We start from the raw sequence: 24,974 nt of genomic DNA, 5'->3' as shown, positions 1-24,974 counted from the left end.
TCACTGGTTTCCGCGTTGGGCGCGCTGGCGCCGCTCGTACTCAAGCTGGAACTTGCGCCGCAGCAGACCGCCTGGATCGTCCGGCACGCGCTGCAGCCACTGCTCCACCGACTGGCGCTGCTCGCGCTCGGCCGTGGTCTCGGCCGGCGCGGCGGCCGCCTTGTTGCCTTTTTCGTCGTTTTCGCCGGGTTTGAGCGCCGGCGCCTCGCCCTGCTGCGCCTTCTGCTGCAGCGCCTGTTCCATCGCCTGCTGGAAGGCCTGCTGCTGTTTCGCATCGGCTTTGCCGGCGTCCTGCTGCGCGGAGGCCTTGTCGTCGTTCTGCTCGCCGGGCTTGTGCTGGCCCTGCCGGGAAGCCTGGTCCTGGTTCTGCTGCGATTCGCCGGCGGAGTCGGACTGATCCTGCGCGCGCGATCCGGCGTCGGGCTGGCCGGACTGGGCCGCCTCGCCCTGCTGGCCGGACTGGCTCTGCTGGTCCTGGCCCTGTTCGCCGGCGCTGGCGTCCTGGTTCTGCTGGGCGGCGTCGGAACCGTCCTGGTTCTGCTGGCCGGAGCCGGACTGCTGCCCGTTCTGCGGTGAATTCTGCTGCTGTTTTTCAGTGCTGTTCTTGCTGTCGGACTGCTGCGAGGGATTCCTGCGCAGCCAGTCCTCGACCGCCTGCTTGTTGGCCGCCGCATCGGCGTGGCCGGGATCGCGCTGCAAGGCTTCGTTCCAGGCCGCGATCGCTTCCTCGTAGCGCTGCTGCTGGGCCAGCGCATTGCCGCGGTTGTAGGCTGCGTCGGCGCTGGCGCCCTTGGCCCAGCCCGCGGCCGCGGCTTCGGCTTCGCCGGCGCGGAACTGCGCGGCAGCACGCAGGTCGCCGTCGCGGGCCAGCTCGGCGGCGCGCGCGGCATCGCCGGACTGCAGCGATTGCCAGGCCTGCTGGTCGGGTCGCTGCCACAGGTCCTGCCAGCCCAGAGCCTGGGCCGGCGGCGCGCCGCCCAGGCCCAGTCCAAGCAGGAAAACGACCAGCCAGCCGCGGCGGAAACCGGCCAGGGCCAGCGGAATCAGCAACAGGGCCAGCCAGGGGCCGCGGTCGCGCAGTTCGGCGCTCTGCGCGCCGGGCGCCGCGGATTCGCCGGCGCTGGCGGCCAGGCCGGCCAGCACGCTGAAATCGACCGTGCCGGCCTGGTCCAGCTGCAGGAAGCTGCCGCCGCCGGCCTGGGCCAGCTCGCGCAACGGCGCGGCATCCAGGCGCGGCACGACGATGTTGCCGTTGGAATCTTTCCAGAAATCCCCTTGTGGCAGGCTCACCGGCGCGCCGGCCGCCGTGCCCACGGCCAGCACCGACACGCGCACGCCGTTGCGCGCGACCTCGCGCGCCGCCGCGGCGGCGTCGGTGGAGGCCGCGTCCAGCACCAGGATCACCTCGCCGCCGCCGGCGCCGGACTGGTGGATCAGCTCGGCGCCACGGCGTATCGCCGCCGCGGTGGCGTTGCCGGCCACCGGCATCACGCCGGGTTCCAGCTCGGCCAGCAGGTTGCGCACGGTCGCGCTGTCGTCGGTCATGGGCGCGACCACGAAGGCGTCGCCGGCATAGCCCAGCAGCGCAACCTGGCCATCGCCCAGGCGGGTGAGCAGATCGTTGACGGCGAAGCGCGCGCGGGTCAGGCGGTTGGGCTTGAGATCGCCGGCCAGCATGCTGGGACTGAGTTCCAGCGCGATCACACGCGCGGCCTGGTTGCGGTACAGCGGCGCAGGCAGGCGCTCCCAGGCCGGGCCGGCCAGGGCCAGCGTGGCCACCAGCCAGGCCGCGACGGCCAGGCGCAGCGGCCAGCGCTGCGCGGACTCCGCGCCGCTGAGCAGATGCGGCAGCAGGTGCGCATCGACCACCCGCGCCCAGCTGCGCTGCAGGCCGCCGTCGGCGCGCAGCGCGCGCCACAGCAGCGGCAGTGCGAGCAGGGCCAGCAGCCACCAGGGCCGCAGCAAGGTGAAGTCGCCGATCATGCGCGGCTCCCGGCGGCGGCGCGGTAGCGGCGCGGATCCAGCAGTGGCAACAAGGCCAGTGCCAGCGCCAGGCCCAGCGGCAGATGGAACAGTTCGCGCACCGGGCGGTAGCGCTCGTTCTGGTCGGCAGCGGGTTCGAGCTGGTCGATCTCGCGGTAGATGCCGGCCAGCTCCTGCGTGTCGCGGGCGCGGAAGAAGCGGCCGCCGGTTTTCGTCGCGATTTCGGTCAGCAGGGCCGCGTCCAGGTCGGCAGAGGGGTTCACCGTGCGGCTGCCGAAGAAATCGTCGACGCGCATGCGGTCGGAGCCGAGCCCGATCGTATAGACCTTCACTTTTTCCGCGACGGCCAGCTCGGCAGCCTTGCGCGGATCGATCTCGCCGGCGGTGTTGACGCCGTCGGTGAGCAGGATCACCACGCGCTGCGCCTCGGGCCGGTCGCGCAGGCGCTTGACCGCCAGGCCCAGGGCATCGCCGATGGCGGTCTCGCGCCCGGCCAGGCCGACTGCGGATTCGTCCAGCTGGGTGCGCACCGTCTTGACGTCGAAGGTCAGCGGTGTGAGCAGGTAGGCGTTGGAGCCGAACAGGATCAGCCCGACGCGGTCGCCGCCGCGGCGCGCGATGAAGTCGCCGATGATGGCCTGCATGGCCTGGAAGCGGGTGGCTTCGCGTCCGCCCAGGGACATGTCGGCGATGTTCATGCTGCCAGAGACATCCAGCGCCAGCAGCATCTCGCGGCCGCTGCGCGGCAGATCCGTGGGTTCGCCCAGCCACTGCGGCCGCGCCACCGCCGTGAGCAGCAGCAGCCACAGCAGCCACGGCCGCCAGGACGTATGCGCGCCGCGCCGCGACAAGGAGCCGGCGGCGACCCCTTCGAGCACGCCGGCATAGGGCAGCTGCAGTGCCGCGCCCTGCTCGGCCGATTCGGGCCACAGCCGCAGCACCAGCCAGGGCAGCGGCAACAGGGCGAACAGCCAGGGCCAGGCCCATTCAAACATCGCGCAGCTCCCGCGCCAGCACGCGCTCGGCATGGGCCTGCACCAGGGCGTGCAGGCGTACCGCGTCGATGTCGCCGCGCGGCCGGTACGGCGCGTCCAGCAGCAGCGGCGCGTAGGCGGCGAAGCCGTCGCCGTGGCGGTCGAGGAAGCGGATCCAGTCTTCGCCGCGCAGCGTGGCCGCATCGGCGCGCACGGCGCGCGAGAGCCGGCGCAGGAAGGCCGACAGCGCCGCCAGCCAGGCCGGCACCGCGGCTTCGTCCAGCGCCTGCGGACGCAGCCGCGCCAGCTCGGCCAGCAGAAGGCGGTGACGGCGGCGCCGGTACAGCTGGCGCCGCAGGCGCAGGCCGGCCCAGACCAGCAGGGCCAGCGCGATCAGCGCCAGCAGCCACCAGCCCGGCGCCGGCGGCCACCAGCCCGGTTCGGCTGGCAGATGGATGTCGCGCAGCTGCGGCGCGGCAGCGGGAGCGGCGGCGGCAGCGGCCATCAGACGTAGCTCCGCCGTGTGGCCAGGGCCAGGCCCAGCGGCGCCAGGCAGCGGGAAAGATCGTCGCGCGTGTCCACGGCGATGTGGGCCACGCCCAGGCGCCGGGCCTGTTGCAGCAGCAGTTCGCGGCGGTGGCGGAAGGCATCGGTCCACTGCGTATCGGCAGCGGCCGCATCGAATTCCAGCCAGCGCCGCACGCCGCCCAGGGCGACGGCGTAGCGGCCGCGCGGCGGCGCGGCCAGTTCCAGCGCATCGGTCATCAGCAGCAGGCGCACATCGCCGTGCCCGGCCAGGCGCGCCAGCGGCGCTTCCGCCGCAGCATCGCTGCTGAAACCGTCGGTGAGCAGCACGACCAGGCTGCCCGGCCGCGCCAGGCGCCGGGCGCGCTCCAGCGCCTGCGACAGCGGCGCCGGGCCGGATTCGCGCTCGACCCGGGCCAGCGTGTCCCAGTCGGCCAGGGCGCGCAGGCAGTGCAGCACACCGCGCGGGCCACCGGCCGGGCGCACTTCGCCGGTCACGCCGCTGCCGAAGCCCAGCGCACCGACGCGGTCGCCGCCGCGGATCGCGCTCCAGGCGATCAGGGCGGCGGCGCGCGCCGCCTGCACCGATTTGAAGCAGACCCGCGTGCCGAAGCGCATGCTGGCGGCATGGTCGATCACGAGCAGCACGCTGCGTTCGCGTTCTTCCTGGAACACCTTGGTATGCGGCCGGCCGCTGCGCGCGGTGACGCGCCAGTCCATGCTGCGGATATCGTCGCCGGGCTGGTAGCCGCGCGATTCCACGTAATCGACGCCGCGGCCACGGAAGCGCGAGGCTTTCACGCCGGCCTGGGCCGCGGAAACCTTGCGCGAAGCCGCCAGCACCAGCGAGCGCGCGGCGATGCGCTGGGCAATGAGGTCGTCCAGGCGCACCTGTACGCACGCCGCGGCGTTGCGCGGACGCGCCGTGTTCGAACCGGGACCGGCAGCCTGCATGGCGGTCAGGGCAAGGCGACGCGGGCCAGCAGCTGGGCGATCACCTGATCGCCGCGCACGCCTTCGGCCTCGGCCTCGTAGCTCAGCAGCACGCGGTGGCGCAGCACGTCGGGGGCGACGGCATGCACGTCCTCGGGCAGCACGTAGTCGCGGCCGGCCAGCCAGGCATGGGCGCGGGCGCAGCGGTCCAGCGCGATGGTGCCGCGCGGGCTGGCGCCGAAGGCGATCCAGCGCGCGAGATCGGCGCCGTGGCGCTGCGCGTTGCGCGTGGCCACGACCAGCTCGACGATGTACTGCTCCAGTGCCGGCGCCAGGTGCAGATCCAGCACGGCTTCGCGCGCGGCGAATATCTGCGCCTGGCTCAGGCGCTGGCGCGGCGCCTCGGCCGCATGCAGCTCGGCGCGGGCGCGCGAACGCGCCAGGCGCAGGATGGCAGCCTCGGATTCGGCATCGGGGTAGCCGATGGAGACGTGCATCAGGAAGCGGTCGAGCTGGGCTTCGGGCAGCGGATAGGTGCCCTCCTGCTCGATCGGGTTCTGCGTGGCCATGACCAGGAACAGGTTCGGCAGCGGATAGGTCGTGCGGCCTATGGTGACCTGGCGCTCGCCCATGGCTTCGAGCAGGGCCGACTGCACCTTGGCCGGTGCGCGGTTGACCTCGTCGGCAAGGATCACGTTGTGGAAGATGGGGCCGCGCTGGAACTCGAAGCGCGCTTCCTGCGGGCGGTAGATCTCGGTGCCGGTGAGATCGGCCGGCAGCAGGTCGGGGGTGAACTGGACACGGTGGAAATCGGCCTCGATGCGGCTGGCCAGCTCCTTGATCGCCGTGGTCTTGGCCAGGCCCGGCGCGCCTTCGACCAGCAGATGGCCGTCGGCCAGCAGGGCGACGAGCAGGCGGTCCACCAGGTGCGCCTGGCCGATGATGCGGCCGGACAGATCTTCGCGCAGCGCGCGGAAGGTATCGATCAGCGTCGACACACGCTGCGGTTCGGGTTGATCCATGGATGTTTTCGCCAACTGGAACGTGGGGCGGCGGGCTTGGACCGCCGCGGAGCCGGAAAGTTTGCCGCAGCGGACCGGATGGGGCCAGCGGACCCGCAACGGATGGCTGCGCAGCGGCAGTATGGGTGAGTTCGTTTACCGGAATTGAAGGCCGCGGAAGATCCTGTGTCCTGTGCCGGATGTCTCAGGGTGGTGCGGTTCTGGCGCGATGGGCTGTCCGCGAATGCCGGATCTCCAGTCCCCGATCACGAATCCCGCCCCAGCAGCGCCACTGCCTCATCCAGCGCCAGCGGCTTGCCGATCAGCCAGCCCTGGGCGTAGGTGCAGCCGAGTTCGCCCAGCGCGCGCAGCTGTTCGGGCGTTTCCACGCCTTCGGCGACGATGTTGCAGCCCAGCGAATCGGCCATGGCGACCACGGCGCGGACGATGGCCAGGCAGCGCGGCTCGTGCATCTGGCGGATGAAGCCCTGGTCCATCTTCAGCGTATCGAATTCCAGTTTGTGCAAATGTCCCAGATTGGAATAGCCGGTGCCGAAATCGTCCAGCGCAACCTTGAGGCCGGCCGCATGGCAGCGCTGGATGATGCGCGAGACCTGGGCGTAGTCCAGCACCAGGCTTTCGGTAATCTCGATCTTGAGCTGGGCCGGGCGTATGCCGTGCGCGTGCAGCACGGCGAGGAAGCGGTCCAGCAGTTGCTCGTCGTCGAGCTGGCGGCCGGAAACGTTGAGCGCGACGAATATGTCCTCGCCCTGCTCCTGCCGGCCCAGCCGCTGCAGCGCGCCGCAGACTGCGTCCAGCACGTAGTCGCCCACGGGCACGATCAGCGAGGTTTCCTCGGCCAGGGCGATGAATTCGGCCGGCGAGATCGGGCCGCGCTCGGGATGGGTCCAGCGCGTCAGCGCCTCGAACCCGGCGATGCGCTTGCTGGCGATGTCGAGTATGGGCTGCAGGCGCACTTCGAGTTCGCCCTTGTCCAGCGCCTCGCGCAGATGGCTCTCCAGACGGATCTTGTCCAGCGCGAGGGCCGAGGCGTCGTCGCGCGGCGCGGCAGGCGCGGCGGCCTGCGGATCACCGTGGCCGTACAGCTGGGCCAGGGCCGAGCGGTAGCGCGAGATCTGGCTCAGCAGCAGCGCGCGCACCACCGGATCGGCGGAATCCAGGCGCTCGGCGAACTGCTTGCGGTCTATGGGCATCAGCACGCAGTCCGACAGCGCGCGCGCGGTCGCGGTGCGCGGCGAATCGTCCAGCACCGCCATTTCCCCGAGCAGGTCGCCGGCACCGAGCACACCGAGCCGGCGTATCGCATCGCCCTGCTCGGTGAAGACCTCGATGCTGCCGCTTTCCAGCAGGAAGGCCGAGGTCGGCGCATCACCCTGGTGGAACAGCACGCTGCCTGCCGGTACATCGACGCGGAACGAATTGGCTGCCATGGGACGCTCCCGCGGAGTTGACCGGATGCTAGCAGGCGGCCGTACCTGCCGGCAGGCGCCGGGTGAACGCCGCGCCGGCCCGGCGGGAAACAAATGCAAGCTGGCGGGCGCGGCGCCTGGGCTATTACGCAAAAGCGTGCTGCTGGCCGTCAGTGCCTGCGGCGGGCGCGAGCCGGCTTGCGCAGTCGGAGTGGATTCCTGCCGCGTTGAGCGCAATGGCGTGCGGCCGTGGGGTGGTCTTCGGCGAGCAGTTGCGCCGGCCACACCGGCTCATGGTCGAGGCTGCCGGCGCCACGCCGGCGCATGGCGACCGCGATACGTTACTGCCGTTTCGGCTGGCGGGCGCGCAAAAAAGAAGGCCGCCTTGCGGCGGCCTTCCTAACAGACAGCGTAATGCTGGCTTACTGGGTCACGGTCACGCTGCAGCTCTGCGCCGTGTTCAGCGTCACGCGGGCCTGATTGCCGCTACCGCCAGTCGGAGCGCAGCCGCCACTGAAGGTGATGGTGCGGGTTGCCGGGCAGGCCGGTGCAGCCGGCGAGGTCACTGCGGTGAGGGTCACCGTCTCGCCCTGATCGAAGTCCGAAGCGCAGTTCTGGCCGGTGGTGCTGAAGGGCGCGCTGCAACTCAGGCCGGCCGGATTGCTGACCACGGTCAGGGTGCAGTTGGCGCTGGGCGTGACCACGACGGTCAGCGTCACCGGATCGGTATTGTCGTCGCCGCAGAGCTGCGGATCCGGCGGCGGGCTGATGCCGTCAGGGTTCTCGCAGAAATCGATGCCGTCAAAGCCGACCTCGGTGGTTTCGCCGGTCGAAGCCGTGAAGGTGCAGGTGCCCTCGCCGGCCGTGTTGTAGCCGTTCAGGCCGGATGCGACGACAGTCGCCGTGGTCTGGCCCTGGGCATTGGTGGCTCCGGCCGGAACCGTCAGGCTGACATCGCCTTCGCAAGACGAATTGATCATCACGCCCGGAACCGGATTACCGGCGCTGTCGCGCAGAGTCAGCGTGATGACGCCGCCGGTGCCGCGGAAGTGGCTCGGTGCGGCCGTCAGCGAACCTTCGCCGCCCGCGGTGATCTCGACTTCGTCGGTGAGTTCATCGACGTAGAAATTGAGTTTGGGCTCGCTGTTGCCGCCGCCCGAGTCGTTCACGCCGACGGTGCGCGCCATGGCCACGGTGCAGCCGTTGGGGCCGGTACGGTCCTCGACGATACCGCTGCCGGGGATGTTGTCGACGAAGCCCTGTGCGCCGGAGGCCAGGCCGCTGAACGCGAAGCCGACAGCCACGCCCTGGATCGGTGCGCCCAGCTCGTCGAGCAGGCAGACCGTGACCGCCGCGGTGGTGTTGCCGGAAATCGACGTCGGATTCGCGAACAGCCTGCCTTCCTTCATACCGGCAAAGACGAAGGCACCGATGTCAGTGACTTTCTTGATCGCGCTGCCCGCATTGATGCCGTCGCCCTGGGCGTAGACATACACACGCTTGCCGAGCTGGTTGACCGGGTAGTTCAGGATGGCGGTAGCCACGCCTTGAGCGTTGGTGATGCCCAGGGCACCGATGCCGGCGAAGTTGCCCCGGTCGACAATGGTCGCCGACTGGGCGCGGCCGATCGCGTAAGGCAGGACCGGACCGTTGTTGACGCTGTTACCGGTGTCGTCGTTGCGGTTGAACGGTACGCTGACATTCAGGCTGGTCGCGGTGTTGACCGTGGTGATCTGGCGTGCGCTTTCGAGGTCGCGGTTGCCCGGCACCAGGTCGGCGAACACGAGCAGGGTGTCGCCCGGTCCCGGACGGTGGCCCGGCGCGGTGAAGCGGCCGGTCGGCGCGGTGAAGAGGGTGCCGCCTTCCTGCGGATCGCCGTCGGTGCCCGCAATGGCGAGGCGGCCCGGGCCTTCCGCCGGGAAGCCGATGAGCGGGGAGTCCACGGCGCCGAAGCGGATCGGCGTGCCCGGCGCGACCGGATTGCCCTGGCGGTCGGTCGCCAGTGCGCTGACGATCAGGCCGTAGGTGCCGTTGGGCTGGTTCGTGGTCGAGGCGGTGACGTTGCCGGTGAACAGCGCATCTTCAGTCGGCGTGGTCAGGGCGAGATCGAACAGCTTGCCGTCGGAAACGACGATCGAGGTCGTGACGGCGACGGGGTTGGCGATGCCGTTGTCCACATTGCCATCGGCGCGATCGGCCGTGGCGCGGATCTGCACCACGCCCTGCTGGGTGGCCGAGCTGAACGAGGCCGCGGCCACACCCTGGATGGTGCGTGCCTTGACGACGGCGGCGGTACTGCCCGTGACGCTCAGGGTGCCGTAGCTTTCGCCGCCGATCACTTCGAGCTGGACGTTGTTGAAGCCGGTATTGCCGGTGCCGGGGTTGGGCACGAGCTGGCCGGTGCCATCGCGCACCACGGCGTTGATGATGGAGCTGCTGGAGCCGCCGGCATCCGCCAGGTAGACGTTGCGCGGGCTGGCGTCGAGCGTGATCGAGGCCGGCAGCGAACTGGTGCCCGGAATGACCGTGACGTTGAACGTCTTGGAGATGGTGGTATTCGAGGACTGGCTGTCGCGCGCGGTGACCGTGATCGTCGCCACGCCGGAAATATTCGACGAATGGACGAAGATCTTGGCATGGCCGGCGGTGACGTCGACCGGGCCGCTGCCCAGGATGTCGAGGAACTCGTTGCCGCGCAGGTAGTTGCCGTTGCCGTCCAGCTGGATCTGGGTTTCCGGATCATCCAGGGTGGAGAAGCCGGCCACGCTGACCGGGCTGATCGCCACGGCCACTTCCTGGCCGCTGACCAGATCGCCGTTGGCACGGCGCCAGGTGATGTCCAGCTCCGCCATGAAAGGCGAACCGAAGAACGGACCAACGCCGTCGCGGTTCATCGGCAGTTCGCTGGTCGTCGCCGTGATGGTCAAGGTACCGCTGGGGGTCGGCTGGAAGGCGCCGTCCCCACCGCTGCCGCCCCCGCCACCGCAGCTGGCCAGCATCAGGCTGGCCGCCAGCAGACCGAGGCATCGCTTAATTGCTCTCATGTCGTCTCTCCAAGCTCGCAAATTCATTGCGTTTCTGGCCGCAACGCCCGGCCTGGCGGCCGGGCGTGTGCGAGCTAAAGCGTGTTATTTCAGGCTTTCGTTCAGGATGCGCGGCGTCACGAAGATCAGCAGCTCGGCCTTGTCGTTGTTGTTGCGCTTGTTGCGGAACAGCGCGCCAACGCCGGGGATGTCGCCGAGGAACGGAACTTTCTTGACGTCGGTGCGCGTCTCCACTTCGTAGACGCCGCCGAGCACCACGGTCTGGCCGTCATCGACCAGCACGGTGGTATTGATCTCGCGCTTGTCGATCTGCGGCACGAAGCCGCCGCCGGGGTTGGCTACCAGCGCGGCGATGTTGTCCTTCTTCACGTTCAGGGCCAGCACCACGCGCTCGTCGTTGGTGATGGTCGGCGTGACCTTGAGTTCCAGCACCGCGTCCTTGAACGAGACGGTGGCTTGGCCGGCGCCGCCGGCCGAACCCTGCTGGTAGGTCACGTAGCCGATTTCCTGACCCTGCTTGATCACGGCTTCCTGCTGGTTGGCGGTGATCACGCGCGGGCTGGAGATCACTTCGCCGCGCTGTTCGGTCTGCGCCGCGGAAAGCTCCAGATCGAGCAGATAGTCCGCGCCGAGGATGGCCAGGCCGAAGCTGCCCGCCGGCGAAGCGGCCGGCATGTTCACGCCCAGGCGGTTGCCCAGGGCTGGGACGGCGATGCCGCCCGGAATCTGGCCCGGCGCGCTGACCGGCGTACCGCGGTCGCCGGCGAAACGGTTGTTCAGCGCGACGTTGGCCATGGTGTCGGCGCCGACCTGGCTGCCGGACAGGGCGATCACGTTGCCGTTGCTGTCCTCGTAGCCGCCGCTGACGCCGAATCGCACGCCCAGCTCCTTGGCGAATTCGTCGGTCGCGATGACGATGCGCGATTCGATCAGCACCTGCTGCACCGGGCGATCCAGAGTCAGCACCAGCTCGCGGATCTCGCGCAGCTTTTCGGGAGTGTCGTTGACCAGCAGGGTGTTGGTGCGCTCGTCGAAGGTGACCGAGCCGCGGCTTGACAGGAAGCCCTTGGAAGCGCCGCCCTCGCCGCCGCCGCCGCCACCGCCGCTGCTCTTGCTGGCCAGCAATGCAGCGATGTCCTTGGCCTTGCCGTAGCTGACCTTGATGTAGGCCGAATCCAGCTCGACGCGCTGTTCCAGCGCGATGCGGGCGTCTTCCAGCGCCTGTTCGCGGTCGGCGATTTCCTTCTGCGGCGCGACCCAGATCACGTTCTCGCGGCGGCGTTTGTCCAGGCCCTTGGCCTGCAGCACCAGATCCAGCGCCTGGTCCCAGGGCACGTTGATCAGGCGCAGGGTCACGTTGCCGGTGACGCTGTCGGCCACGACGATGTTCAGGTCGGACACGTCGGCGATCAGCTGCAGCACCGAGCGGGTCGGGATGTCCTGGAAGTTGAAGGTGACGCGGGCGCCGGTGTATTCCGGCGGAGCGCCCTTCTCGCGCTTGGCCTCGGCCTCGGCCTTCTTGGGCGCGATTTCCAGCACGTATTCATTGCCCGACTGGTAGGCCATCTGCTCGAACGGGCCCTTGGCGGTGATTTCCAGGCGGGCGCCGTTGCTGCGCGAACGGGCTTCGATGAACTGCACCGGGGTGGCGAAGTCCAGCAGGTCCATGCGCTGGGCCAGGTTGGCCGGCAGCTGGGCGTTGTAGAGATCGAGGACGATCTTGTCGCCTTCGCGCTTGACGTCGGTGGTGGCGCCTTCGCCGCTGAAGTTGATCACCACGCGGCCTTCGCCGTTCTTGCCGCGGCGGAAGTCGAGGTTGCTCACTTCCACGCCGCGTGCGGCGACGGCCTTGGTCGGATCGTTGTTGACCATGGCCGTGGCGGTGGCCGAGCCGGTCACGCCGTTGGCCACGGTGAGGATAAGGTTGCGGCCGTCGATCTTGCTTTCGTAGCTGGACGGGCGCACCAGGTCGACCACGACGCGGGTGCGTCCCGCGGCTTCGACCGCGGAGACCGACGTGGTGGAACCGGTGTTGATGTCGACACTGCGCTGCGCCAGCGCGCTGCGCGTGTCGGCCAGATCCAGCGCGATGCGCGGCGGCGTATCGGTGGTGAAGACCTGAGGCTCGTTGGCCGGTCCCGAGAGTTGCAGCGTCACTTCCACCTTGCCGCCGGGCAGGGTGTTGTACGTGATCTTCTCGAGCACGTTCTCGGCGCTGGCCGTTCCGCTACCCAGCACCGTCAGCAACGCCAGTGCGGAAATGCATCGGCGCAAGCGGCGGACGAGGGGACCGGACGAACGTCCAGGGTTGTTGGCAGCTGTCGTAGTCATGAAAGTCACCCCCAATGGGCCTCTTATTGGTCATCGAGCGCGATGGAAGCCTGACGCTCCATCCAGCCGCCGGCACCGTTGGGCACCAGCTCGACGAGTTCGATTCGGTCTTCGGCGATCACCGTGATACGGCCGTAGTTCTGTCCGAGGTAATTGTTCTCGTGCACCCGGTGCACGACGCCGTCGGGATCTTTGACCAGGCCTTCCATTGCGCTGCCCATACCCAGCGTGCCGACCATGTCCAGGCCGTCCAGCGGATAGTTCTCGAGCAGTTCCTTGGGGCGATTGGCGTCCGGACGCGGACCGTTGCCGCCTTCGGCGGCCAGCTCGGCGCGCGCTTCCTCGGCGCTGGCGCCGAAGGGATCGCGCAGTTCCAGGCCGCCGGCGTCCTGAGACTTGTATTCGAAGGTTTCGAAGGTCTTCACCACCGGCAGCGGATCGATCGGGGCTCCCTTCTTCGCCTTTTCCGCCGCGACCCAGTCTTCCAGGTCACGCCGTCCCGAAGTGCAGCCCGCCAGCAGCAGCATGGCCAGGACGGGCACGGCAAATGTTCGCAGGCGCATGCTTACTTACCTCCCGCAGGCTTGGCGGCGGCAGCGGCGCCGGGTTTGGCGCCGGGCGCCGGGGCGGGCGCTTCGTCGTCCTCGACGTAGCGGTACGTCTTCACCGTGCCTTCCAGAGCGAGGATGCCGCCGTCGGTCAGGACCTTGGTCTTGGCGCCCGGCAGACTCGCGGCCGCGCCCTTGGGGCGCAGCGACACATCGTGCATGGTCAGGATCACCACGCGCGGCAGCGAGGCCACGCCGCTGATGAAGGCGCCGAACTGGTGGTAGGAGCCGACCATGCGCAGGGCGATGGGCTTCTCGGCGTAGAACTCCTTGACGGTTTCGGCGCCGGGCTGGAACAGGTCGTTCTCGATGCCCGAGGACAGCGCCGTCTGCGAGATGTCGACCAGCAGTTCCGGCATTTCCGTCTTGCTCGGCAGCTGGCGCAGCATCTGGCGCAGCATGTCCTTCATTTCTTCGAGCTGCTGGCGCAGCGCCTCGAGGTTGACCGCCTTGGCCTGCTTGACCGAGAAGTCCGCGCGCAGGGTGCGCTCGGTGGCTTCCTGGCCGTCCAGCTCTTCCTGCTGCGGCTTGATCCAGAAGTACCAGCCGATCAGGCACAGCACCAGGAACAGCAGCACGCAGAACGTCATCTTGACGCCCTGGGGCCAGTTGCCGGCGTTCTGCCAGTCGAGGTCGCGAAAATCGGAGGCTTTCATTGTTTTGCCCCCTGGGCAGCGTTGGCAGGCTGGGCGGCAGCCGGGGCCGGCGCGGCCGGAGCGGCCGCCGGCGCGGCTGGCGCACCGGGTGCAGCCGGAGCGGCGCCACCTTCCGTGGAACCTTCTTCCTCCGCGGCGGGCTTGCGCAGGCGCACGTCCATGGCGAAGTCATACGGCATGCGCTTCTCGGCGCTGCGCTTGATCTCGGTCTTCTTCAGATCCGGATGGCCCAGCCAGGGCGAGGCCTCGACATTGCGCATGTAGGTGGCGACGCTGGCGTTGGACTGGGCCACGCCTTCCAGCGTCAGCACGTCGCCGACCTGCTTGAGCGAGGTCAGGCGCACGCCGTCGGGAATGGTGCGCACCAGCTCGTCGAACATGTGAACCATCTGCGAACGGTTCGCCTGCAGCTGCTCGATCACCTGCTTGCGCTGCAGCAGCTTGCTGCGCGTCTTGTCCAGTTCCTTGATCTCGGCAAGTTTTTTCTCGACTTCCTTGATCTGTTCCTGCAGGAAAGTGTTGCGGTCGACCTGGTTCTCGATGCGCGCGCTCATCCAGTAATAGACGCCGCCGAACACCGCCACGGCAGCCACCGCGGCCATTCCCAGCATCATCAGGAATTCGCGCTTGCGTACGGCGCGCCGTTCCGCGCGCCAGGGCAATAGATTGATTCTGGCCATCAGTCGAAGCTCCTGAGCGCAAGGCCGCAGGCAATCATCAACGCGGGAGCGTCCTGGGCCAGCGTCTGCGCCTGCACGCGGGACGACAGCGACATGTTCGCCAGCGGATTGGCGACCACGCTGGGGACACCCAGCTGCTCTTCCACCATGTCCGCGACGCCGGCGATGGAGGCGCAGCCGCCGGCCAGCACGACCTGGTCGACCTTGCTGTACTCGCTGCCGGCGAAGAAGAACTGCAGCAGGCGGCTGATCTGCTGGACCATCGCCTCCTTGAAGGGCTCCAGCACCTCGATTTCGTAGGATTCGGGCAGGCCGCCCTGGCGCTTGGCCAGACCGGACTCCTCATAGGAAAGGCCGTAGCGGCGCATGACCTCGTCGGTCAGCTGCTTGCCGCCGAAGACCTGTTCGCGGGAATAGATGGTGCGCTGGTTCTTCAGCACGATCAGCGTGGTCATGGTCGCGCCGACGTCGACCACCGCGACCACCGCGTCCTTGGACACGGCCAGCTGGTCGGCGATGAGCTTGAAGGCGTTCTCCATGGCGAAGGCCTCGACATCGACCACCTTGGCCGAAAGCCCGGCCAGGTCCAGCGCGGCGACGCGCAGATCGACGTTCTCGGTACGGGAGGCGGCCAGCAGCACATTGACCATGTCCGGGTTGTCCTTCACCGGGCCCAGGGTCTCGAAATCGAGGCTGACTTCCTCGATCGGATACGGGATGTACTGGTTGGCCTCGACCTGGATCTGGCCTTCGAGGTCTTCCTCGCTGAGGTCGGCCGGCATCGGGATCACCTTGGTGATCACCGCCGAGCCCGCTACAGCGGCGGAGGCGAACTTGGTCTTGGCGCCGGAGCGCCCCAGGGCCCGCCGTATGGCTTCGCCGACGGCTTCGACCTCGACGATATTCTTCTCGACCACAGCATTGGGCGGCAGCGGCTCGACCGCGTAGTGCTCAACGCGGTAACGGCCACCCGACTGACTGAGCTGCAGGAGCTTAACCGCCGTCGAACTGATGTCCACCCCAATCAGCGGCGGCGCTTTCGGACTGAACAGGCCCACTTTTTTCCCCTTCCCACGCGCTCTTACGAGCGAAAGATGCGCAGTGACATTAAATACGAAACTTAACCAAATGGCAACGACCCGAAGAATATTCTCCAAGACCCTGAAAATCCATGGGTTTTGTCACACAAACTGGGCCGCAGCCTGGATATTTCGGCTACCGGCAAAGGCGGGGCAGGATCTATACTCCGGGCCGAGTCGCGCCGACTTTGACTACCATCACATTCCCGGTTCAACATGCGCGTTTTCCTTCGCTTGGCCCGCTACGCGCTCTATCTCGCGCTCAGCGGAATCCTGCTCGGGTGCCTTGCAATAGGCATCGCTTACTGGCTGATTTCCCCTCGCCTGCCGTCGGTCGAGACCTTGCGTGACGTCCGTCTGCAGGTGCCGCTTCGAGTCTACACCGCCGACGACAAGCTCATTGCCACCTTCGGCGAGACCCGGCGCATCCCGGTTTCCATAGACAAGGTGCCGGAAAAAGTGAAAAACGCCTTCCTTGCCGCCGAGGATGCGCGCTTCTACGAACACCCCGGTTTCGATGTGCAGGGCATTTTCCGCGCCGTGTGGCATCTGGTGCGCACGGCCGGCGACAAGGGGCCGGGCGGCTCGACCATCACCCAGCAGGTCGCGCGCAACTTCTTCCTGAGCCCGGAGCAGACTTACACGCGCAAGATCTCCGAGCTGTTCCTGGCCCTGCGCATCGAGGAGGCGCTGAGCAAGGACGAGATCCTCGCCCTGTACCTCAACAAGATCTTCCTCGGCCACCGCGCCTACGGCGTGGCCGCCGCTGCCGAGTTCTACTACGGCAAGACTCTGGATCAGCTCGAACTGGGCGAATGCGCCATGCTGGCTTCGCTGCCCAAGTTCCCGTCCACCGGCAATCCGCTGTTCAACCGCAAGCGCGCCGAGGAACGCCGCAACTACGTGCTGGCGCGCATGTACGAGAACAAGTTCATTTCAGAAGCGGACATGAAGGCGGCCATGGCCCAGCCCGACATGGCCTATGCGCACGAGCCGCCGATCGAGGCCGAGGCACCCTATCTCGCCGAGATGGTGCGCGTGGAAGCGCTGGAGCGCCTCGGCAACGATGCGCTGACCGACGGCTACAGCATCAAGACCACCATCGACAGCCGCATGCAGGAAGCGGCCAACCAGGCCGTGCGCAACGCCCTGCTGGAGTACGACAAGCGCCACGGCTACCGCGGCGCCGAGGCCCATGTCGAACTCAAGCCCGATGCCACGCCGGAAGACTACGCCCAGGTGCTGTCCGCCTTCCGCCCCGTGGCCGGGCTGATGCCGGCACTGGTGACGGAAGCCGGCAAGGAGCACGCCCAGTTGTACCTGTCCGACGGTCAGGCGGTGGTGCTGAACAAGACTGCGGTGGAATGGGCGCGCCCCTACCAGAGCGAGAACAGCCGCGGCGCCACGCCCAAGACGGTCGAGGCCGTGCTCAAGGCCGGCGACGTGGTGCGGGTAGCCCGCGGCGACGAGGAAAACTGGACGTTGTCGCAACTGCCGTCGGCCCAGGCCGCGCTGGTCTCGCTGGATCCGGAGGACGGTGCGATCCGCGCCCTGGTCGGCGGCTTCAGCTTCGGCCGCAGCAAGTTCAACCGCGCCACGCAGAGCGCGCGCCAGCCGGGCTCCAGCTTCAAGCCGTTCCTGTATGCCGCGGCCTTCGAGCACGGCTTCACGCCCAGCTCCATCCTCAACGACGCGCCGCTGGTATTCCCCGATCCGTCGCGCCCCGACGGCATCTGGGCGCCGTCCAACGACGACGACAAGTTTGAGGGCCCCATGCGCCTGCGCGAGGCGCTGGTCAAGTCGGTCAATCTGATCTCGGTGCGCCTGCTCGATGCGATCGGCGTGCGCTATGCGCGCGAGTTCATCACCCGCTTCGGCCTGCCGCTGGAGGCGATGCCGGAGAACCTGTCCATGTCGCTGGGCACGGCCTCGGTCGCGCCGCTGACCATGGCGCGCGGCTACGCCGTACTGGCCAACGGCGGCATGCTGGTGGATCCGTACCTCATCGCCAGCATCCGCGACCGCGACGGCAAGGAAGTCTTCGTCGCCCAGCCCGGCCGCGCCTGCCGCAATTGCCCCGAACGCCTGCTCGACGATGCGCGTCTTGCACGCGAGGCCGCGCCGGCCGTGAGCAATCCCGCCGTATCCACGACTGCGCCCGCGACGCCCGCCGGCGGCAGCCCGCGCTTCAGTCCCATCCGCAGCGCCAATGCCGCCAGCCTGCCCGAACCGGCCCAGCCCCTCAGCGAACCCGGCAAGCCGCGCCTGGCGCCGCGCACGCTGGACGTGCGCACGGCCCATCTGGTCACCTCGCTGATGCGCGACGTGATCCGCCGCGGCACCGGCCGCGCGGCGATGGATCTCAAGCGCAACGACCTGGCCGGCAAGACCGGCACCACCAACGAACACCGCGACGCCTGGTTCAGCGGCTTCAACGACCAGATGGTCACCAGCGTCTGGGTCGGCTTCGACGATTTCACCTCGCTGGGCCGCGGCGAATTCGGCGCCAAGGCGGCGCTGCCAATCTGGATCGACTACATGCGCGTCGCCCTGGACGGCAAGCCGGAAACGCCGTTCGTGCCGCCGCCGGGCATCAGCACGGCGCGCATAGACCCGCAGACCGGCTACCTGGCCTCCAGCGACGATCCCGGCTCCATCCTCGAGATCTTCAAGAGCGAGGACATAGAACGCCTGAGCGCGCCGCCGCCGGAAGACCAGGCCGACGAATCGCATCAGGGCGAGGCCTACGACATTTTCTGATGCCCGCCAGCCACCGCCATCCGCGCCGCCCCCAGGACGATCGCCGCGACGACCAGCGCCAGCGTATCGCCGCCGAGGCGGCGCGGCTGATCAGCGAGCTGGGCCTGCGCGACTATCACCAGGCCAAGCTGCGCGCGGCGCAGCGCCTGGGCATACAGGACGAGCGCCACCTGCCGCGCAACACCGAGATCGAAGCTGCCCTGCGCGAATACCAGCGTCTGTTCGGCGGCACGGAACGGCTGGAATACCTGCACACGCTGCGCCGCTGCGCGGTCGAGGCGCTGCGCTTCTTCCAGCGCTTCGAGCCGCGCCTGGTCGGCGCGGTGCTGGACGGCACGGCCGACCAGCATTCCGCCGTCTGCCTGCACCTGTTCAGCGACGACCCCGACGCCCTGCCCCTGTTCCTGCACGAGCAAGGCATTCCCTTCGAGCAGATCGAACGCCAGCTGCGCTGGGGCCATGACGAGGCGCAGCGCTTCGACGCCTACCGCTTCAGCGCCGACGACGTTCCCGTCGATCTCACCCTGCTGCCGCTGGACGCGCTGCGCCAGGCGCCGCTGGACCGCATCGACGGCAAACCCATGCGCCGGGCCAACCTGGCCGCGGCGCAGCAGCTGCTGGAACAGGACACGGCGGAATGAAAACGCCGCAATAAAAAAGCCCGGCTTGCGCCGGGCTTTTTCGTATCGCGGCGGAGGAAAGCGCGTCTCAGCGCTTGTCCGCCGGCACGTAGTCGCGGGTCGGCGCGCCGGTGTAGATCTGGCGCGGACGGCCGATCTTGGCATCCGGCGTCTCGTGCTGTTCCAGCCAGTGCGCAACCCAGCCGGCGGTGCGCGCGATGGCAAACATCACGGTGAACATCTCGGTGGGGATGCCCAGCGCCTTGTAGATGATGCCGGAGTAGAAATCCACGTTCGGATACAGCTTGCGCTCGACGAAGTACGGATCCTTCAGCGCGGCCTGCTCCAGCTCCATGGCCACATCCAGCAGCGGATCCTTCACGCCCAGCTCGCCCAGCACCTTGTGGCACATCTCGCGGATGATGGTCGCGCGCGGGTCGAAGTTCTTGTAGACGCGGTGGCCGAAGCCCATCAGGCGGAAACCGGAGTTCTTGTCCTTGGCGCGCTCCACGGCCTTGCCGACATTCTTCGCGTCGCCGATCTCGGCCAGCATCTTCAGCACCGCCTCGTTGGCGCCGCCGTGGGCCGGCCCCCACAGCGCGGCGATGCCGGCGGCGACGCAGGCATACGGGTTGGCGCCGGTGGAACCGACCAGGCGCACGGTCGAGGTGGAAGCGTTCTGTTCGTGGTCGGCGTGCAGAATGAACAGCAGGTCCAGCGCCTTGGCCGCGACCGGATTCATCTGCAGCGGCTCGCTAGGCACCTCGAACATCATGTGCAGGAAGCGCGAGCAGTATTCCAGGTTGTTGCGCGGATAGCGGATCGGCCAGCCGATCGAATAGCGATAGGCGGCGGCGGCGATCGTCGGCATCTTGGCGATCAGGCGGATCGCCGCGAGCTTGCGCTGGGCCGGGTCGTTGATGTCGAGGGAGTCGTGGTAGAACGCGGCCAGGGAGCCGACCGCGGCCATGCACATGGCCATCGGATGGGCGTCGTAGTGGAAGCCCTGGAAGAAGTTCTTCAGCGACTCGCGCATCATGGTGTGATGCGTCACATCGTGTTCGAACTTCTCGAACTCGCCGGCGCCGGGCAGTTCGCCGTTGATGAGCAAATAAGCTACTTCGAGAAAGTTGGAATGTTTCGCCAACTGCTCGATCGGGTAGCCGCGGTACAGCAGCACGCCCTGATCACCGTCGATGAACGTGACCGCGCTCTTGGTGGCCGCGGTGGACATGAAGCCCGGATCGTAGGTGAAGTAGCCGGTGTCCTTGTTCAGCTTGCCGATGTCGAAGGCGGGATCGCCCATCGTGCCGCTGACCACCGGCAGGGCGGTTGAACGGTTGGACGCAGCATCGGTGAGGACAACGGTCTTGTCGGACACGGCAGACTCCTGTTCGCTTGTTGCTTGTACGAGAGCCGGCGGGCCCGCTGGGCCGCCGCCGGCGGAGGCATGCGCCGGCGGGCCGGATCGCATGCGTAAAGGGCAATTATCGCACAGGCGTTTGAATCGGAAACCGTGCCATGGGACTGGCCGCTGCCCGCGGCGTTGCGACTTTGGTCCAGTCGCTGCGCGCGAACAGCGGCAATGCACACCAACCCGCGGGCGGCGGCCTGGAACCCGCCGGATGCGCAAACAAAAACGCCGACCCTTGCGGATCGGCGTTCTGCCGGACCTTGCGGCCCGCTACGGCGGTCAGCGGCGCCCGTTCGGGCGGCTGCTCACTTCTTGGCAGCGTAGCGACGGTTGAACTTGTCGACGCGGCCGCCGGTGTCGATGATCTTGTGCTTGCCGGTGTAGAACGGGTGCGAGGCGCTGGAAATATCGATCTTGATGAGCGGATATTCCTTGCCATCTTCCCACTTGACCGTTTCCTTGCTCGACATGGTGGAGCGGGTCAGGAAGGAGAAATCGGTGGTCACATCCTGGAACACCACCGGGTGGTACTTCGGATGAATGTCGGCTTTCATGGTGGCTCCAGAAAGGATTCTTAGGCGGAAAAGAGCGGTATGGTATCGTTCCCGCGGCGCTCAGCGCAAGCTGGTCCGGCCGCGGCGGCGCACGAACCCTGCCCACCCGGCCGTGCGGGCCGGCCGCAGCGCCGGGATACCCGTACCAACCCGCGATTGTGGCAGAAGCCGCGCCCGCTGCCACGCGGCGCTGCACCCGACTGCCGAAACTGGAGCCCGACGTTGCTGAAAAGTCTTTGGCCGCGCCTCATCGCCCCGCTGCTGGCCCTGTGCAGCCTGAGCGCCGCCGGCGCCGGGGCCGACGACCCGCTGCAGGAATGGCGCAAGGCCCATGCGGAAATCCGCGTCGCGCCGGACCCCGAATTCGCTCCCATCGACAGCCTGGACGGCGGCCAGCAGACCGGCCTGGCGGCCGACTACCTGCGCCTGGTCGCCGACCGCTCCGGCCTGCGCTTCCGCGTAGTGCCGGTGCGCAGCTGGGCCGATGCACTGCAGGCGCTGCGCGAGCGCCGCGTCGACATGCTTTCCAGCGCCTTCGCCTCGCCCGAGCGCGCCGATACCGCCCTGTTCAGCGCGCCCTATCTGCGCCTCCCCTGCGCCGCCTTCGTGCGCCGCGGCAGCGGCATACAGCGGCTGGACCAGATCGACGAACACCGCATCGGCGTGGCCGCCCAGCATGTCTGCCACGAGGCGCTGAACACGGTCGCGCCCAAGGCGCAGATCTCCGCCTTCCCCTCCACCACGCGTACCCTGGCCGCACTGAACCAGGGCGAGATCGAGGTGCTGGTCGGCGACCTGGTCACCGCCCAGCATGCCGCCGCCCGCGCCGGCATGCGCGAGCAGCTGGTCGTGCTCGGCCAGATCGGCAGCGACGAGGCCCTGGGCTTCGCCATCCGCAAGGACTGGCCGGAACTCAAGCTGATCCTCGACGCCGCGCTGGCCGACATCGACGTGAGCGAGGAAAGCCGCCTGCGCCAGCGCTGGCTCAAGAACCTGCTGCCCGAGGCGGACAACGACGGTGCCGACAGCATCGACGCCCTGCCGCCCAGCCTCGCCGCCGGCATCAAGACGGCGCGCCAGGCCCTGGCCGAGGCGAAAAACCTCGATACGCTGCAGACCGAGGCCATCAAGACCCTGCTCGACGCCGCCCAGGCCGACGACGACCGCGCCAACGGCCTGATCGATGAACTGCGCAAGCAGCGCGCCGCCGGCGCCAGCGCCGAGGCCGACGCCCAGGCACTGGAACAATCCCTGCTCAACGACAATACCGCCGCCCTGCTCGCCTGGCGCGCCGGCCTGTCCGAGCGCGCCAGCGTCAGCCAGCTGGAGGCCCAGCGCAGCCAGGAACGGGCCGCGCTGGCCGATGCCCAGGCCGCGGTGGCCCAGCTGCAGACCCGTGTCGCCGGCCAGCACGAGCGGCCGGCGCAGATCCGCGACGAACTCAAGCAGGCCCAGGCCGATGCGGAAAAGGTGCGCGAAGCCGCTCCCGCCGACAAGGACACGGCACCGGCCCTGGCCGAAGCCAGCCGCCTGCGCCGCCAGGCGGCACTGCGTCTGGCCCTGGTGCGCATTGCCCAGCTGGAAGAGGAACTGCGCAGCTACGAGCCGCGCATGCGGCTGGAATCGGCCCGTCTGCGCCAGCGCCAGCGCGAGGTCGGCGAGCGCCAGCACAAGGTCGACGCACTGCAAAGCCTGATCCTGGACCGCACCCGCGCCATGGCCCTGGGCCTCAGCTCGCGCCTGCAGGAAGAAGCCGCCGAGCTGGCCGAAGGCAATGAAGTACTGCGCGATGTGGCACGGCAAAACGCGCTCTACGGCGAAGACCTGGTGCGCGCGGTAGGCCACCTGGCCGAAGTGCGCGAGAACCGCGACAACTACGCCCAGCTGCGCCACGAGACCGCCCAGTCCCTGGCCAACACCACCGAGCGCGTCAAATACAGCGGCGTGAGCGAGGCGGTAGGTCTGATCCTGCTGGCCGAGCGGCAGAAACTGCCGTCGGTGCCGGTGCTCAAGCGCAAGCTCGCCGCGTTGCAGACCGAGCTGGCGCAGACCCGCATCGCCCTGATCCAGCTGCGCGAGACCGCCGACTTGCTGGCCGATCCCTCGGTGCCGGTGTCGGCCGAACTCAAGCGCCTGCCGCAGGACCAGGCCGGCGCCGGCAGCACCCTGCGCCAGACCTTGTACCGCCTGTTCGCCACCCGTGCCGAAGTCGTGCCCCAGCTCAGCTTGGTGCAGAGCCGCCTGGCCGACAGCCTGGCCGACGCCGAGCAGGAGCTGGCCGGCCTGATCAAGGACACCGCCACCCTGCGCGACCTGCTCGACGCGCGCCTGCTGTGGACGCCCAGCCATGCGCCGGTGGACCGCAATCTGCCGCTGGAAGTATTCAGCGGTGCCTCGGACATGGTCCAGCCCGGCCGCTGGTGGGAAGCGCTGCGCCAGACCGGCCGCCTGGCCTGGGCACGGCCGCTTCCCGTCCTGTCCGGCCTGGCCCTGGTAATCAGCCTGTGGCTGTTCCGCCGGCGCGTGCCGGCGCTGCTGGACACGCTGGCCCAGCCCACCCGACGCATCCGCACGGACCGCTACCGCCTCAGCGGCCAGGCCCTGCTGCTCAGCCTGGCCGCGGCCGCACCGCTGCCGCTGCTGTGCTGGGTCGCCGCCGGCCTGATCGGCCGCGCCGGCGAAACCGGCTATCCCTTCGCCGACGCGCTCAGCCTGGCTCTGAGCGGCCTGATCGCGCCGCTGTACGCGCTGGAATTCCTGCGCTGGCTGAATGTGGACAAGGGCCTGGCCGCGGCGCATTTCCGCTGGAGCCAGGGCCGCCGCCAGGCGCTGGACCTGCTCTGGCGCTGGCTTACGGCAGTCTATCTGCCAGCGCAATTCTTGCTTTCTCTATATTTTTACTTCGGCGAGCAGTGGGCGAACGCGAGCCTGGCCCGGCTGCTGTTCGTCAGCGCCAGCCTGCTGCTGGCCTGGCTGTGCTGGCGCGTGCTCGCACCCGGCGCGCTATGGGCTCAGCGCAGCGGTCAGACCGAACCGCTGCGTCTGCGCCAGCTGCTGCGCCTGCTGCTGACGGCGCATTCGCTGGGCCTGGCCGGGCTGGCCATCGCCGGCTATTTCCTCACCGCGATGGCGCTGGCGGCGCATTTCATCGAGTCGGCGATCGCCTTCCTCGCCATCGCCACACTCAACGGCATGGCCCTGCGCTGGCTGTCGCTGGGCGAGCGGCGCCTGGCCCTCAAGCGCATGGAGGACAAGCGCGACGACCAGGCCGCCGCGCGCGACGACAGCGAACTGGAGACCCGCCCCGAATTCGCCGCCGAGGCCGAGCAGATCACCCTGGCCAGCATCAACCAGCAGACCCGCCGCCTGCTGCGCGCGCTGGTCATCGTCGTACTGGCCGGCGTGCTGCTGTGGGTCTGGTCGGATGTGACCCCGGCGCTGGCCTATCTGGGCGATATCAACGCCTGGAAGACCAGCTATACCGCCGACGGCAAGGCCGTCACCGTGCACGTGACCCTGCGCTCGCTGCTGTTCGCCGCGGTCAGCCTGATGCTGACCTGGATTGCCACGCGCAATATCCCCGGCCTGCTGGAAATCGGCGTGCTGCGCCGCCTGGATGTGGACGCGCCCACGCGCTACGCCATCACCGCGGTCGCGCGCTACGCCCTGGCCATCGTAGGCACGGTGCTGGGGCTCTCCCTGCTCGGCCTGCGCTGGGGCCAGCTGCAATGGATGGCGGCGGCGCTGACCGTGGGCCTGGGTTTCGGCCTGCAGGAGATCTTCGCCAATTTCGTTTCCGGCCTGATCGTGCTGTTCGAGCGCCCGATCCGCGTCGGCGACGTCATCACCATCCGCGGCATCGAAGGCACGGTCACGCGCATACGCACGCGCGCGACGACGGTGGTCGACTGGGACAACAAGGAAGTCATCATCCCGAACAAGACCTTCATCACCGACCAGCTGACCAACTGGACGCTGTCGGACGCAGTCACCCGCGTGGTGATAAAGGTCGGCGTGGCCTACCAGAGCAATCCCGAAGAAGTGCGCGGCCTGCTGCTGGAACTGGGCCGCGCCCATCCCAAGGTGCTCAAGGAACCGGGACCGAACTGCTGGTGCGTGGCGCTGGGCGCGAGCACGCTGGATTTCGAGCTGCGCGTGTTCGTGGGCAACATCTTCGAGCGCAGCGCGGTGCGCAACGACCTGCACGGCGCCGTACTGCGCGAATTCCGCGCCCGCGGCATCGACATCTGCTTCCCGCAAATGGACGTGTGGGTGCGCGAGGCGGAAAAGATGCCGGAAAAGCCGCTTGCGAAAGCGGCCGCCGCCGAGGGTGAAATCACGCCGGCGCCCTGATTGCGCCGGCTGACTGTTGCGCAGCCCGG

The 24,974-nt window shown here is 68.5% G+C and carries 17 protein-coding genes; 3 read left to right on the top strand and 14 right to left on the bottom strand.

Annotated features, from left to right (window positions below):
• The 12 genes from NM961_RS08585 to NM961_RS08530 all read right to left on the bottom strand — a co-directional run bounded on the left by NM961_RS08585 (position 1) and on the right by NM961_RS08530 (position 15,223).
• Positions 1 to 1,983 (bottom strand): vWA domain-containing protein, encoded by a 1,983-nt coding sequence (locus NM961_RS08585; RefSeq protein WP_255913681.1) that lies wholly within the window; start codon positions 1,981 to 1,983, stop codon positions 1 to 3.
• Positions 1,980 to 2,978, bottom strand: coding sequence for a vWA domain-containing protein (locus NM961_RS08580; RefSeq protein WP_255913679.1), 999 nt, complete (start codon positions 2,976 to 2,978; stop codon positions 1,980 to 1,982). The genes NM961_RS08585 and NM961_RS08580 overlap by 4 nt, the downstream gene beginning before the upstream one ends.
• The gene (locus tag NM961_RS08575; protein WP_255913678.1) at positions 2,971 to 3,462 is read right to left on the bottom strand and encodes a DUF4381 domain-containing protein; all 492 of its coding nucleotides are present in this window, start codon (positions 3,460 to 3,462) and stop codon (positions 2,971 to 2,973) included. The genes NM961_RS08580 and NM961_RS08575 overlap by 8 nt, the downstream gene beginning before the upstream one ends.
• The gene (locus tag NM961_RS08570; RefSeq protein WP_255913676.1) at positions 3,462 to 4,436 is read right to left on the bottom strand and encodes a DUF58 domain-containing protein; all 975 of its coding nucleotides are present in this window, start codon (positions 4,434 to 4,436) and stop codon (positions 3,462 to 3,464) included. Before NM961_RS08570 ends, NM961_RS08575 begins: the two co-directional genes overlap by 1 nt.
• Before the next feature lie 5 nt (positions 4,437 to 4,441).
• Complete coding sequence (locus NM961_RS08565) at positions 4,442 to 5,437, bottom strand: AAA family ATPase (protein WP_255913675.1); 996 nt, start codon at positions 5,435 to 5,437, stop codon at positions 4,442 to 4,444.
• 245 nt (positions 5,438 to 5,682) lie between these two features.
• Positions 5,683 to 6,867 (bottom strand): EAL domain-containing protein, encoded by a 1,185-nt coding sequence (locus NM961_RS08560; protein WP_255913674.1) that lies wholly within the window; start codon positions 6,865 to 6,867, stop codon positions 5,683 to 5,685.
• 401 nt (positions 6,868 to 7,268) lie between these two features.
• Complete coding sequence (locus NM961_RS08555) at positions 7,269 to 9,890, bottom strand: hypothetical protein (protein WP_255913673.1); 2,622 nt, start codon at positions 9,888 to 9,890, stop codon at positions 7,269 to 7,271.
• An 84-nt stretch (positions 9,891 to 9,974) separates the two neighbouring features.
• A complete protein-coding gene (locus NM961_RS08550) occupies positions 9,975 to 12,221 on the bottom strand; it encodes a type IV pilus secretin PilQ (protein WP_439334204.1) in 2,247 nt (748 codons plus the stop codon).
• Positions 12,222 to 12,244: 23 nt separating this feature from the next.
• Positions 12,245 to 12,784 carry a pilus assembly protein PilP gene (locus NM961_RS08545; protein WP_255913670.1) on the bottom strand — a complete coding sequence of 180 codons (540 nt, stop codon included), beginning with the start codon at positions 12,782 to 12,784 and terminating at the stop codon, positions 12,245 to 12,247.
• A gap of 2 nt (positions 12,785 to 12,786) precedes the next feature.
• Positions 12,787 to 13,485, bottom strand: a complete 699-nt coding sequence (locus tag NM961_RS08540; protein WP_255913669.1) for a type IV pilus inner membrane component PilO — start codon at positions 13,483 to 13,485, stop codon at positions 12,787 to 12,789.
• Complete coding sequence (locus NM961_RS08535; protein WP_255913668.1) at positions 13,482 to 14,165, bottom strand: PilN domain-containing protein; 684 nt, start codon at positions 14,163 to 14,165, stop codon at positions 13,482 to 13,484. The genes NM961_RS08540 and NM961_RS08535 overlap by 4 nt, the downstream gene beginning before the upstream one ends.
• Complete coding sequence (locus NM961_RS08530) at positions 14,165 to 15,223, bottom strand: pilus assembly protein PilM (RefSeq protein WP_243746088.1); 1,059 nt, start codon at positions 15,221 to 15,223, stop codon at positions 14,165 to 14,167. Before NM961_RS08530 ends, NM961_RS08535 begins: the two co-directional genes overlap by 1 nt.
• Positions 15,224 to 15,460: 237 nt before the next feature.
• On the opposite strand from NM961_RS08530, the gene NM961_RS08525 reads away from it, so the two are divergent.
• Complete coding sequence (locus NM961_RS08525) at positions 15,461 to 18,004, top strand: penicillin-binding protein 1A (protein WP_255913667.1); 2,544 nt, start codon at positions 15,461 to 15,463, stop codon at positions 18,002 to 18,004.
• Complete coding sequence (locus NM961_RS08520) at positions 18,004 to 18,645, top strand: hypothetical protein (RefSeq protein WP_255913666.1); 642 nt, start codon at positions 18,004 to 18,006, stop codon at positions 18,643 to 18,645. Before NM961_RS08525 ends, NM961_RS08520 begins: the two co-directional genes overlap by 1 nt.
• A 67-nt stretch (positions 18,646 to 18,712) precedes the next feature.
• Here NM961_RS08520 and NM961_RS08515 read toward each other — a convergent pair whose 3' ends face one another.
• Positions 18,713 to 20,005: a citrate synthase gene (locus NM961_RS08515; RefSeq protein WP_255913665.1), complete on the bottom strand. Its 1,293-nt coding sequence runs from the start codon at positions 20,003 to 20,005 to the stop codon at positions 18,713 to 18,715.
• Positions 20,006 to 20,343: 338 nt separating this feature from the next.
• Positions 20,344 to 20,592 carry a type B 50S ribosomal protein L31 gene (locus tag NM961_RS08510; protein ID WP_255913664.1) on the bottom strand — a complete coding sequence of 83 codons (249 nt, stop codon included), beginning with the start codon at positions 20,590 to 20,592 and terminating at the stop codon, positions 20,344 to 20,346.
• A gap of 222 nt (positions 20,593 to 20,814) precedes the next feature.
• On the opposite strand from NM961_RS08510, the gene NM961_RS08505 reads away from it, so the two are divergent.
• A complete protein-coding gene (locus NM961_RS08505) occupies positions 20,815 to 24,945 on the top strand; it encodes a mechanosensitive ion channel domain-containing protein (protein WP_255913663.1) in 4,131 nt (1,376 codons plus the stop codon).
• The last annotated feature ends 29 nt before the right edge of the window (positions 24,946 to 24,974 follow it).

Origin of the sequence: Tahibacter harae, from assembly GCF_024437735.1 — a bacterium.
Taxonomy (GTDB): Bacteria; Pseudomonadota; Gammaproteobacteria; order Xanthomonadales; family Rhodanobacteraceae; genus Tahibacter; species Tahibacter harae.
Note: the sequence above shows the minus strand (reverse complement) of the source record. Positions and strands in the feature narration are given on the sequence as shown.